General features: G+C 66.8%; 10 protein-coding genes. 5 read left to right on the top strand and 5 right to left on the bottom strand.

Features of this window, described 5'->3' with window-relative positions; all coding sequences use genetic code 11:
• The first annotated feature begins 8 nt into the window (after positions 1-8).
• Positions 9-1,298: a lipid IV(A) 3-deoxy-D-manno-octulosonic acid transferase gene (gene waaA / locus H9L16_RS02675; protein WP_187553063.1), complete on the top strand. Its 1,290-nt coding sequence runs from the start codon at positions 9-11 to the stop codon at positions 1,296-1,298.
• A 76-nt stretch (positions 1,299-1,374) separates the two neighbouring features.
• Here waaA and H9L16_RS02670 read toward each other — a convergent pair whose 3' ends face one another.
• The 3 genes from H9L16_RS02670 to H9L16_RS02660 all read right to left on the bottom strand — a co-directional run bounded on the left by H9L16_RS02670 (position 1,375) and on the right by H9L16_RS02660 (position 4,223).
• Complete coding sequence (locus tag H9L16_RS02670) at positions 1,375-2,727, bottom strand: TolC family outer membrane protein (RefSeq protein ID WP_187553062.1); 1,353 nt, start codon at positions 2,725-2,727, stop codon at positions 1,375-1,377.
• Positions 2,728-2,762: 35 nt separating this feature from the next.
• Positions 2,763-3,416, bottom strand: coding sequence for a protein-L-isoaspartate O-methyltransferase family protein (locus tag H9L16_RS02665; RefSeq protein ID WP_187553061.1), 654 nt, complete (start codon positions 3,414-3,416; stop codon positions 2,763-2,765).
• A 132-nt stretch (positions 3,417-3,548) separates the two neighbouring features.
• Positions 3,549-4,223 carry a TetR/AcrR family transcriptional regulator gene (locus H9L16_RS02660; RefSeq protein ID WP_187553060.1) on the bottom strand — a complete coding sequence of 225 codons (675 nt, stop codon included), beginning with the start codon at positions 4,221-4,223 and terminating at the stop codon, positions 3,549-3,551.
• Between the two features lie 90 nt (positions 4,224-4,313).
• On the opposite strand from H9L16_RS02660, the gene H9L16_RS02655 reads away from it, so the two are divergent.
• On the top strand, positions 4,314-5,420 hold the full coding sequence (locus H9L16_RS02655) for an efflux RND transporter periplasmic adaptor subunit (RefSeq protein WP_229796520.1): 1,107 nt from the start codon (positions 4,314-4,316) through the stop codon (positions 5,418-5,420).
• A 6-nt stretch (positions 5,421-5,426) separates the two neighbouring features.
• Positions 5,427-8,603: an efflux RND transporter permease subunit gene (locus H9L16_RS02650; RefSeq protein WP_187553059.1), complete on the top strand. Its 3,177-nt coding sequence runs from the start codon at positions 5,427-5,429 to the stop codon at positions 8,601-8,603.
• 157 nt (positions 8,604-8,760) lie between these two features.
• Here the strand turns inward: H9L16_RS02650 and H9L16_RS02645 are convergent, their stop codons facing one another.
• The gene (locus H9L16_RS02645; RefSeq protein ID WP_187553058.1) at positions 8,761-9,630 is read right to left on the bottom strand and encodes a LysR family transcriptional regulator; all 870 of its coding nucleotides are present in this window, start codon (positions 9,628-9,630) and stop codon (positions 8,761-8,763) included.
• Positions 9,631-9,774: 144 nt separating this feature from the next.
• Between H9L16_RS02645 and leuC the strand changes: the two genes are divergently transcribed.
• Both leuC and leuD read left to right on the top strand, forming a co-directional pair.
• The gene (gene leuC / locus H9L16_RS02640) at positions 9,775-11,202 is read left to right on the top strand and encodes a 3-isopropylmalate dehydratase large subunit (RefSeq protein ID WP_187553057.1); all 1,428 of its coding nucleotides are present in this window, start codon (positions 9,775-9,777) and stop codon (positions 11,200-11,202) included.
• Between the two features lie 10 nt (positions 11,203-11,212).
• A complete protein-coding gene (leuD, locus tag H9L16_RS02635) occupies positions 11,213-11,860 on the top strand; it encodes a 3-isopropylmalate dehydratase small subunit (protein WP_187553056.1) in 648 nt (215 codons plus the stop codon).
• A gap of 72 nt (positions 11,861-11,932) precedes the next feature.
• Here leuD and leuB read toward each other — a convergent pair whose 3' ends face one another.
• Entirely contained in the window at positions 11,933-13,024 is a 1,092-nt protein-coding gene (gene leuB / locus H9L16_RS02630) for a 3-isopropylmalate dehydrogenase (RefSeq protein ID WP_187553055.1), read from the bottom strand.
• Positions 13,025-13,061: the final 37 nt, after the last annotated feature.

The raw sequence follows: 13,061 nt of genomic DNA, 5'->3' as shown, positions 1-13,061 counted from the left end.
CTGTCGCGATGCGGGCCGACTTCACCGAACGCGTCTTGCGCGGCCTCTATTCGGCCGCGCTGTACGTGCTCGTCCCGATCACCCTCTATCACCTGATCTGGCGCGGTTTCCGCCAGCGCGCGTACTTCCATCGCTGGAGCGAGCGCTACGCCAACTATCCGGAGCGCGGTCCGTCGGCGCCGTTGTGGCTACATGCGGTCTCGGTGGGCGAGGTCAATGCCGCGGCACCGCTGATCGACCGCCTGCGCCGGTTGCGGCCCGACCTGCGGCTGGTGGTGACCACCATCACCCCGACCGGCTCGGAGCGCGTGCGCGCGCTGTGGGGCGATGCGGTCACCCATGTGTACCTGCCCTACGACCTGCCGGGTGCGGTGGGGCGCTTCCTCGATCATTTCCGCCCGGCGCTGGCGCTGATCGTGGAAACCGAACTCTGGCCGAATCTGCTGTTCGGCTGCCGCGACCGTGGCATTCCCACCCACATCCTCAACGCGCGGTTGTCGGCGCGTTCGCTGCGCGGCTACCGCGTGCTCGCCCCGTTGATCCGTCGCGCGCTGCGCACGGTGCAACTGGTGGCCGCGCAATCGCGCGACGACGCCCGCCGCTTCGTCATGCTCGGCGCGCAGCCGGAACGGGTGCAGGTCGGCGGCAACCTGAAGTTCGACATGGCCCCGGTCGATGCCGCTGCCTTCGCCGCCGAGTTCGCCACGCATCGCAGTGGCACCGGCCCGGTGTGGATCGCCGCCAGCACCCACGAGGACGAAGAGGCAGCGGTGCTGGATGCACATCGGCTGCTGCGCCAGTCGCAGCCCGATGCCCTGCTGCTGTGGGCACCGCGGCATCCGGAGCGCTTTCGTGCGGTAGCCGATCGGGCGACGGCCGCCGGCTTCGCGGTGGCCACGCGCAGCACGGACTCGTGGCCCGGGCGTGGAACCGAAGTATTCGTGGTGGATACCCTGGGCGAACTGGTGCGCTTCTATGCCTGCGCCGGCATCGCCTTCGTCGGCGGCAGCCTGCAGCCGGTCGGCGGGCACAACCTGCTGGAGCCGGCGGCGACCGGCACCGCGATCCTCACTGGCCCGCACCTGCACAACTTCGCCGACATCGCGCGCCGCCTGCGCGAGGCGGAGGCGATGCGGGTGGTCGATGATGCAAGCGGGTTGGCGCATGCGCTGCAGGCGCTGTTCGCGGACGAACCGGCACGCCTGCAACTGGCGGCGAATGCGTCACGCTTGCTGGAGGACGGGCGCGGTGCACTGGCGCGCACCGTCACCCTGATCGAACCGGCGCTGCCGAAGTGATGGGCAACAGATCGCGGCGGTAGGCCGCTCCCGCTCGGGGCGGCAATGATCTGGTGTAAGCGGCTTGCAGCCGCGATTACTGCGCGATGACCTTGGCGACCGACTCGTCGGTGGTCAGAAGGCGGTTGACGTCTTCCACGTCGGAAATTTCCAGGGTGCCGGCGGCCTGTTCCAGCAGCAGGCGGCTCTGCAGGAAGTTGTACTTCGACTGCGCGTAGGCCTGCTGCGCCGAGAACAGCGTGCGCTGGTTGTTCAGTACGTCCAGCACGGTGCGGGTGCCGACTTCCAGACCAACCTGCGATGCTTCATACGCGCTCTGCGCCGAGAACAGCGCCAAGCGGCGGGCCTCGACTTCGCTGATACCGGCCACAAGCCCCTGATAGGCATTGCGGGTGTTGCGCTCCAGTGCGCGGCGCTGCTGTTCCAGCTGATCGCGCGAGATGTCGCGCTGGGCCAACGCGCTGCGCACATTGGACTGGGTGGCGAAGCCGGAGAAGATCGGAATGCTCAGGGTCAGGCCGACGCTGGTGTTGGCGTCGTTGTTGCCGAAGAAGGACGGGTTGTCGTACAGACCGGGGAGGGCCTTGCCATAGGAGGCGCGCAGGCCAAGCGTCGGGTAGTGGCCCGAACGCGCGGTTGCGATGTTGTGCTCGGCGGCTTCGAGATCGGCGGCCTGTGCCTTCAGCGAAGGATTCGTTGCAAGCGCGGTGGCGACCCAGCCCTCGACGTCGAGGGCTTCCGGCAGAGCCGGCTTGAAGTCGTCCGGCAGTCCCTTGAGACTGGCGACCGGTTCGCCGGTGATCTCGACCAGCGCCTGGTAGGCGTCCTGCACCGCGTTGCGAGCCAGGATGGTGTTGGCGCGGGCACCGTCGTATTGCGCGCGTGCTTCATGCACATCGGTGATCGGGGCCAGACCGACTTCCAGTCGCTTGCTGGCGAAGTCGAACTGCTTCTTGAGCGCGGTTTCGGCTGCTTCGGCGGCGGACAGCGTTTCCAGCTGCACCAGCACGTTGAAGTAGGCGGCGGAGGTGCGGGTGATCAGGTTGAGGCCGGCCGCTTCCAGGTCGAAGCCACCCGCGCGATCCAGCGCCTTGGCGGCGCGCAATGCGGTGTAGTTGCCGTAATCGAAGATCGACTGCGAACCACTCAGGCCCCAGCTGGCGCTGCGAGAGGTGCCGTCGCTGTCGCCGTCGTCATCGATGTCGCCGCGATTGGCGAGGTCGTAGCCGACCGAGCCGTTCACCTGCGGCAACAGCACGGCGCGTGCCTGCACCGGACGCTCGGCGGCGATGGCGCGGTTGGATTCGGCGGCCGCGTATTGCGGGTCGCTGTTGCGTGCATTCGTGTAGCTCTGCAGCAGGTCGTCCGCCTGCGCCGCGGCGGGCAGCAGGGCAAGGACAAGGGCGAGGGCAAGCGGGCGACGCGACATAGGGGCAGATCCTTGCGGGATGTCCTGGGGAGGCTTTAGAGAATGAAGGCGGGTGCCGGTGCGGCACCTGCCAGGTACGACAGGTCGGTCTCGAACAACGAGTCGGTGCGCAGTGCGTTGACATCGCGATGGACCAGCACCGCTTCCATCGCCGGCGAGCGGCCACGCACCACGAACAGACGGCCACCTGGCTTCAGCCAGTCGGTGAAGCGCGCGGGCACCCGTTCCACTGCGGCGGTGATGCAGATGGCGTCGAAGCTGCGATCGGTGGTCCAGGCGAATGCATCCGCCACCACCACGTCTGCATTGGCGATGCACTGTGCGGCCAATCGCGCGCGGGCGGCATCGGCCAGGTCGGCGTGCTGCTCCAGGCTGACGACTTCGCGGCAAAGGTGCGCCAGGCAGGCGGTGAGATAGCCGCTGCCGGTACCGATTTCGAGTACCGATTCATGCGCTTGCGGGAGCAGCGACTGCAGTGTGCGGCCTTCCAGCACCGGCTTCATCATGGTCTCGCCATGCCCCAGCGGCAGCTCGGTATCGGCATAGGCCAGGCTGCGCACGGCCTGCGGCACGAAGGCCTCGCGCGGCAGCGTGGCGATGGTCTCCAGCACCCGCGCGTCCAGCACATCCCACGGGCGAACCTGTTGTTCCACCATGGTTTCGCGGGCGCGGGCGAAGTCGATGTTCATGCGGGAAAGGTCCGTGGCGTCGAGCCGGCCATTGTAACGGCGGCGCATTTCATGGTCGGCAGTGTGGCTGTGCTAGGACACCGGTACGCAGTGCCGGAAGTCACCGGCACCAACGACGCAGCAGTGACGGGTTCAACGGCGGGCATACGCGCGCAGGAACAACTCGACCACGGCATCCACATGCTGATCCGGCGTGTCCTGACGCCTGTTGCAGCAATAGCCGAACACGGCCTTCGCATGCGCTTCGCCCTTGAGCAGGGTGAAGAACTGCGCGGCCGCGCGATCGGTGTCGTCGATCTCCAGGTCGCCGGCGGCGATGCGACGCTCCAGCAGATCGGTGAAGGAGTTGTGCACGCGTTGCGGGCCGGCTTCCCAGAACACTTCGGGCATGGTGCTGGTGGCGACCTGGGGCGAGCACAGGATGCGATGCCCGGCGATCGCCTCGGGCGTCATCACCATCGCGAAGAACGCCTTGCCGATCGAGGCCAGGCGTTCGCGCAGCGGCATGGTCGGATCGGCCTCGAACAGGCGGGTCGGCATCCCTTGCTCGCAATGCGCGCGCACGGCCTCGGCGAACAGGCTCTCCTTGTCGCCGAAGTGGCTGTAGACGGTCAGCTTGGAGACGCCGGCCTCGCTGGCGATCTGGTCCATGCTGACGCCGTCGAAGCCATGGCTGACGAACATCCGCTTGGCGGCATCGAGGATCGCCGCACGTTTGCCCGGGTCTTTCGGACGGCCGGGACCGGCAGGCTTGGGAGCCACGTCGGGGGCGGCTTCGGCGGGGGTTTTCGCGGGACGTGATGACATGGCGGGAATACTAGACTATTCGGTTCGATATTTATACTCTACTGACCAGTCCAATAATGGCGCAAGCCAGCAAAGTGAAGGGGAACGGGGATGATCGCAGACCGCATGCGTGTGCTGCTGGGGATGGCATTGCTGGCGACACTCGCGGCCTGCGGCGGGCAGGAGCCCGTCGTCGAAGCCCCGCGCCCGGTGCTGGTCGTGCATCCCGCCGCGGGTGCCGACACCGCGCCGGCGGCCTATGCCGGCGACATCCGCGCACGCAACGAAAGCCCGCTGTCGTTCCGCGTCGGCGGCAATCTGGTGAAGCGTTTGGTCGATGCCGGCGATCGCGTCCAGCGCGGCCAGCTGCTGGCCGAACTCGATCCCGGCGATGCCGCCCTGCAGGCCAGTGCCGCCCAGGCGGAAATGACCCGCATCGGCGGCGACCTGGAGCGCTATCGCAAGCTGGTCGCGCAAAAACTGGTCAGCCAGTCCACCTTCGACGCGCAGCAGGCGGCATATCGCGCCGCGCGCGCGCAGTACGAACTGACCCGCAACCAGTCCGCCTACACGCGCCTGCATGCGCCGCGCGATGGCGTGATCGCAACGCGCTCCGCTGAAGCCGGGCAGACCGTCGCCGCCGGGCAGGCGATCTACATGCTGGCCGGCGATGCCGGCCGCGAGGTCGCGATCGCGCTGCCGGAATCGCGCATTCGCGAAGTCAGCGTGGGACAGCAGGTCATGGTGGAGTTGTGGAGTGCGCCGGGTCAGTTGTTGCCGGGCCGCGTGCGCGAGATTTCGCCGGCCGCCGATCCGCAAGCGCGCACCTTTGCCGCGCGTGTCGCACTGGAAGGCGAAGCGGCGAATGCGGTCGAACTTGGCCAGAGTGCGCGCGTCTACATGGCGCAGTCGGGCGAGCGCGCCGCGCTGCGGGTGCCGCTGTCGGCGGTGCAACGCGCGGCGGATGGCAAGCCGGCGTCGCTGTGGGTGGTCGATCCGAAATCGCGACGCGTGCGTCTCGCGCCCGTCCGACTCGGTGCCTACGCGGAGGGCATGGTGCCGCTGCTGGGCGGCGTGGATGCGAATGCGTGGATCGTTGCGGCCGGTGGGCATCTGCTGCGCGAGGGACAATTGGTGTCGCCGGTGGATCGCGACAACCGCCCGGTGCTGGGCAATGCCGCGCCAGAGATGGCCGCCACCGCGACGGCGGCGAAGTAAGCGGCCATGCGCTTCAATCTTTCCGAATGGGCGCTGCGCAACCGCACCATCGTGCTGTACGCGATCCTGATGCTCGGCCTGCTGGGTGCGTGGTCTTACAAGCACCTGGGCCAGTCCGAGGATCCGCCGTTCACCTTCAAGGCGATGGTGGTGCGCACGATCTGGCCGGGCGCGACCGCCGAAGAGGTGTCGCGGCAGATCACCGACCGCATCGAAAAGAAATTGATGGAGACCGGCCAGTACGAGTTCATCCGCGCGTACTCGCGGCCGGGCGAGTCGCAGATCATCTTCATCGCCAAGGATTCGCTGGGCAGCAAGGACATCCCGCCGCTCTGGTACCAGGTGCGCAAGAAGGTCGGCGACATCAAGTCCAGCCTGCCGCGCGATGCGATCGGCCCGTTCTTCAACGACGAATTCGGCGACACCTTCGGCAACATCTACGCGCTGACCGGCGAGGGCTTCGACTACGCCGTGCTCAAGGACTACGCCGAGCGGCTGGAACTGGAACTGCAGCGGGTGCCCGATGTCGGCAAGGTGGACCTGCTCGGCCTGCAGGACGAGAAGATCTTCATCGAGTTGTCGAACACCAAGCTGGCCTCGCTCGGCATTCCGCTGACGGATGTGCAGGAAGCGCTGGACCAGCAGAACGCGGTGGTGCCGGCAAGTTATTTCGAGACCGCCGGCGAACGCGTGCAGATGCGCGTCAGCGGCCGCTTCGATTCGGTGCAATCGATCCGCGATTTCCCGATCCGCAGCGGCGACCGCACCTTCCGCCTGGGCGAGATCGCCACGGTCACCCGCGGCTTCTCCGATCCGCCAGCGCCGCGCATGCGCTTCATGGGCGAGGACGCGATCGGGCTGGCGGTGTCGATGCGCAACGGCGGCGACATCCTCAAGCTGGGCAAGTCGCTGGAAACGACGTTCGCGCGCCTGCAGAAAACCCTGCCGACCGGCATGGCGCTGCGCAAGGTCTCCGACCAGCCGCTCGCGGTGACGCGCTCGGTCGATGAATTCATCAAGGTGCTGGCCGAGGCGGTGGCGATCGTGCTGCTGGTCAGCTTCCTGTCGCTCGGCCTGCGCACCGGCACCGTGGTCGCGCTGTCGATCCCGCTGGTGCTGGCGATGACCTTCGCGACGATGCATTGGTTCGGCATCGGCCTGCACAAGATCTCGCTGGGCGCGCTGGTGCTGGCGCTCGGCCTGCTGGTGGACGACGCGATCATCGCGGTCGAAATGATGGTGGTGAAGATCGAGCAGGGCTTCGATCGGGTCAAGGCGGCCGCATTCGCATGGGAAAGCACCGCGTTCCCGATGCTGACCGGCACGCTGGTGACTGCGGCGGGCTTCTTGCCGATCGCTACTGCGGCATCGAGCACCGGCGAATACACGCGCTCGATCTTCCAGGTGGTGACCATCGCGCTGCTGATCTCGTGGGTCGCGGCGGTGGTGTTCATCCCGTACCTGGGCTACCAGTTGCTGGAAGAACAGGGTGCCGAAGCCGCGCCGAAAGGACGCATCGGTCGCGGCTTCCGTCGCTTGCGCGATGCCTTTGCCTCAGGTGCTCGACGCATTCCGCGCATCGGTGACGCGCTGTCCGACCACATCACCGCGAAGCATCACCACGAAGCGGCGCACGATCCCTACCAGACGCGGTTCTATCGACGTTTCCGCGGCCTGGTCGCATGGTGCGTGGAGTACCGCAAGACCGTGATCGCGGTGACCGTGGTGATCTTCATCGTGTCGCTGGCGCTGTTCCGTTTCGTGCCGCAGCAGTTTTTCCCGTCGTCCACGCGACTGGAACTGATGGTCGACATGGAGCTGGCCGAGGGCGCATCGCTCAAGGCCGCCGCCGCGCAGGCGAAGAAGCTGGAAGCAATGCTGCAGAAACAGCAAGGCGTGGAAAGTTACGTGACCTACGTGGGCACCGGTTCACCGCGTTTCTACCTGCCGCTGGACCAGCAACTGCCGGCAGCGAACTTCGCCCAGTTCGTGCTGCTCACGCATGACATCGAATCGCGCGAGGCGGTGCGCCAATGGCTGATCGACACCGCTGCGCCGGCATTCCCGGAGTTGCAGGTGCGGGTGACGCGACTGGAGAACGGTCCGCCGGTGGGTTACCCGGTGCAGTTCCGCGTCTCCGGCGAGCACATCGACCGGGTGCAGGCGATTGCGCGGCAAGTCGCCGACAAGGTGCGTGCGAATCCGCACGTGACCAACGTCAACCTGGACTGGAACGAGCCGAGCAAGGTGGTGCGACTGCGCATCGACCAGGAACGCGCGCGCGCATTGGGCGTGAGTTCGGCGGCGGTGGCGAAATTCCTGTCGGGCTCGCTGTCCGGCACCTCGGTCAGTACGTATCGCGAAGGCAACGAGGCGATCGAGATTCTGCTGCGCGGGCCGGGCGAGGAACGCGAGCGGCTCGGCATGCTCGGCTCGCTCGCAGTTCCGACCGCGAGCGGCAAGGCGGTGCCGCTGAGCCAGATCGCCACGCTTGAAGATGGCTTCGAGGACGGCATCGTCTGGCATCGCAACCGTTTGCCAACGGTCACCGTGCGCGCCGACATCTATGGGAAGGAATTGCCGGCCAGCGTGATGGCGCAGATCGGGCCGACGCTGGATGACATCCACATGGCATTGCCGTCCGGCTACCTGCTGCAGGTCGGCGGCACGGTGGAGGATTCGGCGCGCGGGCAGAACTCGGTGAACGCCGGCATGCCGCTGTTCGTGCTGGTGGTGACCACGCTGCTGATGCTGCAACTTCGCAGTTTCTCGCGGGTGCTGTTGGTGTGGCTGACCGCGCCGTTGGGGTTGATTGGGGTAAGCCTGTTCCTGCTGGTGCTGCGGGTGCCGTTCGGTTTCGTGGCGATGCTCGGCACCATCGCGCTGTTCGGGATGATCATGCGCAACTCGGTGATCCTGGTGGACCAGATCGAGCAGGACATCGCGCATGGCAGTGCGCCATGGGATGCGATCAGCGACGCCACGGTGCGCCGCTTCCGGCCGATCGTGCTGACCGCACTCGCTGCGGTGCTGGCAATGATCCCGCTGTCGCGCTCGGTGTTCTTCGGGCCGATGGCGGTGGCGATCATGGGTGGACTGATCGTGGCGACCGCGCTGACCTTGCTGTTCCTGCCGGCGCTGTATGCGGCGTGGTTCCGGGTGAAGCCGCCGCAGGCGGCTTGAGCTCGCTACGGTTGGCGCTCCGGTGCGGTGCGTGCCGAAGCGAAATCAAGGAGGAGGCATCGGCACGAGTGCTACTCCACTCGACCCGACTTTTCGAGCCGATGCCGGAGGACATTCGCTTCGGCACGCACCGCACCGGAGCGCTTCGAGAGGTCGGCTATCGAGCGTCGGCCTTCAGCAATGCGATGAACGCCTGGGCCGCGCGCGACAGGGTACGCCCGCCATGCACCGTGCAGCCGAGTTGGCGCGTGAGCTTGAGGCCCGCGACCGGCAGCACGCGCACCTGCGCATCCAGCATCGTCTGCGGCAATACGGTCCAGGCCAGGCCCACCGCGGCCAGCATCTTGATCGTCTCCAGGTAGTTGGTGGTCATCCGCAACTGCAATGACAGACCGCGGCGTGCGAAGGCATCGGCGACGATCGTGTGGGTGAACGTCACCGCATCCGGCAACACGGTGGGATGCGCAGCAAGATCGGCCAGCGTTACCTTCGCGCGCGTGGCCAGTGGATGATCGGGCGCGACCACCACGTGCAGCGGGTCGTCCCAGATCGGCGTGGAGTGCAGTGGCGGTTGCGTCGGGCCGAGCGTGGTCAAGGCGAGTTCGGCGCTGCCCTGCAGCACCCGCGTATACGCCTGTTCGGAATCCATGAAGCCGAGATCCAGCGCCACTCGCGGGTGCAGCGCGCTGAATCGGCGCAGCAGTGGCGGCAAGCGATGCAGTCCGATGTGGTGGCTGGTAGCGAGGCTGAGGCGGCCGCCGATGTCCTGGTCGAGATCGTCGATGGCGCGGCGGGCGGCATCGGCTTCGGCGAGCATCTGTTTCGCGCGTGGCAGCAGCAGGCGGCCGGCTTCCGTCAGCACCACTTGCCGGCCCAAGCGGTCGAACAGGCGCGCACCTAGTGATGATTCAAGCAGGGCGATGCGCTTGCTTACCGCCGGCTGGGTCAGGTGCAGCTGCGCGGCCGCGGCGGAGAAGCCCCCTTGGTCGGCGACGGCGACGAAGGCATTGAGGCTGGCCCAGTCCATTGCAGTCCTTCGATGATTCCGGATGGGAATCGAACCAATGAAAAATATGCATTTGAGTTATCGAAGGCAAGCCGGCAGCATGGGCCTCCAGGCGGCGGGCCGGGGTTCGATGCCAGCCTGCCGCCAGACCTGACCGAGGCGCGCATGGCCGGCAAGACCCTGTACGACAAGTTGTGGGAGATGCACGAAGTCGTGCGCCGCGATGATGGATCGTCGCTGCTCTACATCGACCGCCACATCCTCCACGAGGTGACCTCGCCACAAGCCTTCGAGGGCTTGCGCCTGGCCGGGCGCAAACCCTGGCGGATCGATGCCAACATCGCCACGCCCGATCACAACGTGCCGACGACGAAGATCGAGCGCGACGGAGGATTGCAGGCAATCGCCGATCCGGTGTCGCGGCTGCAGGTGCAGACGCTGGACGAGAACTGCGACGACTTCGGCATCCTCGAATTCAGGATGGATGACGTGCGCCAGGGCATCGTCCACGTGGTCGGCCCCGAGCAGGGTGCCACCCTGCCGGGCATGACCGTGGTCTGCGGCGATTCGCACACTTCGACGCATGGCGCGTTCGGTGCGCTCGCGCACGGCATCGGCACCTCGGAGGTGGAACACGTGCTGGCCACGCAATGCTTGGTCGCCAAGAAGATGAAGAACCTGCAGGTGCGGGTCGAGGGCGCGCTGCCGTTCGGCGTCACCGCCAAGGACATCGTGCTCGCGATCATCGGCCACATCGGCACCGCCGGCGGCAATGGGCATGCGCTGGAGTTCGCCGGCAGCACCATCCGCGCGCTGTCGATGGAAGGCCGCATGACCATCTGCAACATGGCGATCGAGGCCGGCGCGCGGGTCGGCATGGTCGCGGTCGACCAGAAGACCATCGACTACGTGCGCGGGCGTCCGTTCGCACCGAGGGGGACGGACTGGGACGCGGCGGTGGCGTTGTGGCAGACGCTGGTGTCTGATGACGACGCAGTGTTCGACAGCGTCGTCGAATTGCGCGCCGAAGACATCAAGCCGCAAGTCAGCTGGGGCACCTCGCCGGAAATGGTGCTGGCGGTGGACCAGAACGTCCCGGATCCCGATCGCGAAGCCGATCCGGTGCGCAAGGATTCGATCCAGCGCGCGCTGAAGTACATGGGCTTGCAGGCGAACCAGCCGATCATCACGATCCGGCTCGATCGCGTGTTCATCGGCTCGTGCACCAACTCGCGGATCGAGGATCTTCGCGCGGCGGCGGATGTCGCCAAGGGCCGCAAGGTCGCGGCGAGCGTGAAGCAGGCACTGGTGGTGCCGGGCTCCGGCCTGGTCAAGGCGCAGGCCGAGGCCGAAGGGCTCGATCGGATCTTCCTCGATGCAGGCTTCGAGTGGCGCGAGCCCGGCTGTTCGATGTGCCTGGCGATGAATCCCGACAAGCTGGGCGATGGCGAGCATTGCGCATCGACGTCGAACCGCAATTTCGAGGGCCGCCAGGGCAGCGGTGGCCGCACCCACCTGGTCAGTCCGGCGATGGCCGCGGCTGCTGCGGTGGCGGGCCACTTCGTCGATGTGCGCGAACTGATGCAGTCTTGAGGACACGCCGATGAAAGCCTTCACCACCCACACCGGCCTGGTCGCCCCGCTGGATCGCGCGAACGTCGACACCGACCAGATCATCCCCAAGCAATTCCTGAAGTCGATCAAGCGCAGCGGCTTCGGCCCGAACCTGTTCGACAAGTGGCGCTATCTGGATGTCGGCGAGCCGGGGCAAGACAACAGCGTGCGTCCACTCAACCACGACTTCGTGCTCAACGCACCACGTTATGCCGGTGCCAGCGTGCTGCTGGCGCGCGAGAACTTCGGCTGCGGTTCCTCGCGCGAACATGCACCGTGGGCGCTGGAGGAATACGGCTTCCGCGCGATCATCGCCCCGGGCTTCGCCGACATCTTCTACAACAACAGTTTCAAGAACGGCCTGCTGCCGATCGTGCTGGCCGCCGATGAGGTCGATGCGTTGTTCGCGCAGTGCGAGGCGACCGAAGGTTACGCAATCACCGTTGATTTGGCTTCGCAGACCGTGACCCGACCGGATGGCGTGCGATACAGCTTCGAGGTCGACGATTTCCGCAAGCATTGCCTGCTGCACGGCCTGGACGACATCGGCCTGACCCTGCGAGACCACGATGCGATCCGCGGGTTCGAGGCGCGGCATCGTGCGGCGCAGCCTTGGTTGTTCGACGCAGGCGGCTGACGCGCGTGCAATCGACGGATGCAAAAACGCCGCCCTCGGGCGGCGTTTTCGTTTGCGACGCGAGTCATCGACTCAATCGCGCAACTCCATCACCTGGCAAGGCAACTCCAGTTGTTCGATCACCGCCTGGGTGGCGGCGCGCGTGCCGATGGCGCGTTGGCCTTCGCCGGCGAGATCGGCGGTGAGGAAGCCGGCATCCAGTGCGCGCGACACCGCCTGCTCGACGCAGGTGGCTTCGCCTTCCAGGCCCAGCGAGTGGCGCAGCAGCATCGCCGCGCTGAGGATGCAGGCGTACGGATTCGCCACGCCCAGGCCGGCGATGTCGGGTGCCGAGCCGTGGATCGGCTCGTAGATCCCGCAGCGACCCTCGCCCAGCGATGCGCTCGGCAGCAGGCCCAGCGAACCGGCCAGCATCGAGGCCTCGTCGGTGAGGATGTCGCCGAACATGTTTTCGGTGACGATGACGTCGTAGGCGCGCGGTTTGGCGATCAGGTGCATCGCCATCGAATCGACCAGCTGGTGTTCCAGCGTCACGTCCGGGAATTCGTCGCGGATGACCCGGGTAGTGACGTCGCGCCAGAGCCGCGAGGTCTCCAGCACGTTGGCCTTGTCGACCGAGGTCAGCCGGCCACTGCGGCTGCGCGCCAGTTTCGCGGCGTGGCGCACCACCCGCTCGATCTCGAAGACGCTGTATTCGCACAGGTCGCTGGCGCTGTCCGCGCTGCGTTGCTTGCGACCGAAGTAGATGCCACCGGTCAGTTCGCGCACCACCACCAGGTCCACGCCCTGCAGCAGGTGCGGCTTGATCGGCGAGGCGCCCAGGCCGGCCACGTGCGGCTTCACCGGGCGCAGGTTGGCGAACAGGCCGAGTGCCTTGCGGATCGCCAGCAGGCCCTGTTCCGGGCGCACCTTCGCGTTCGGGTCCGACCACTTCGGCCCGCCGACTGCGCCGAGCAAAATTGCGTCGGCCGCCTGCGCGGCATCGAGCGTATCGGCCGGCAGCGGGGTGCCGGTGGCGTCGATGGCGGCACCGCCGATCAGCTTCTCGTCGAAGCGGAAATGGTGGCCGTAGCGACGCGCGACCGCGCGCAGGACGTCGACCGCGGCGGCGGTCACTTCGGGGCCGATGCCGTCACCGGGCAATACGACGATGTCAGCGTGCATGGGGCGATTCCGTTGCGTGTGTGATGGGGAAGAGCGT

It is taken from the genome of Thermomonas carbonis, assembly GCF_014396975.1.
In the GTDB taxonomy this organism is placed as follows: domain Bacteria; phylum Pseudomonadota; class Gammaproteobacteria; order Xanthomonadales; family Xanthomonadaceae; genus Thermomonas; species Thermomonas carbonis.
Note: the sequence above shows the minus strand (reverse complement) of the source record. Positions and strands in the feature narration are given on the sequence as shown.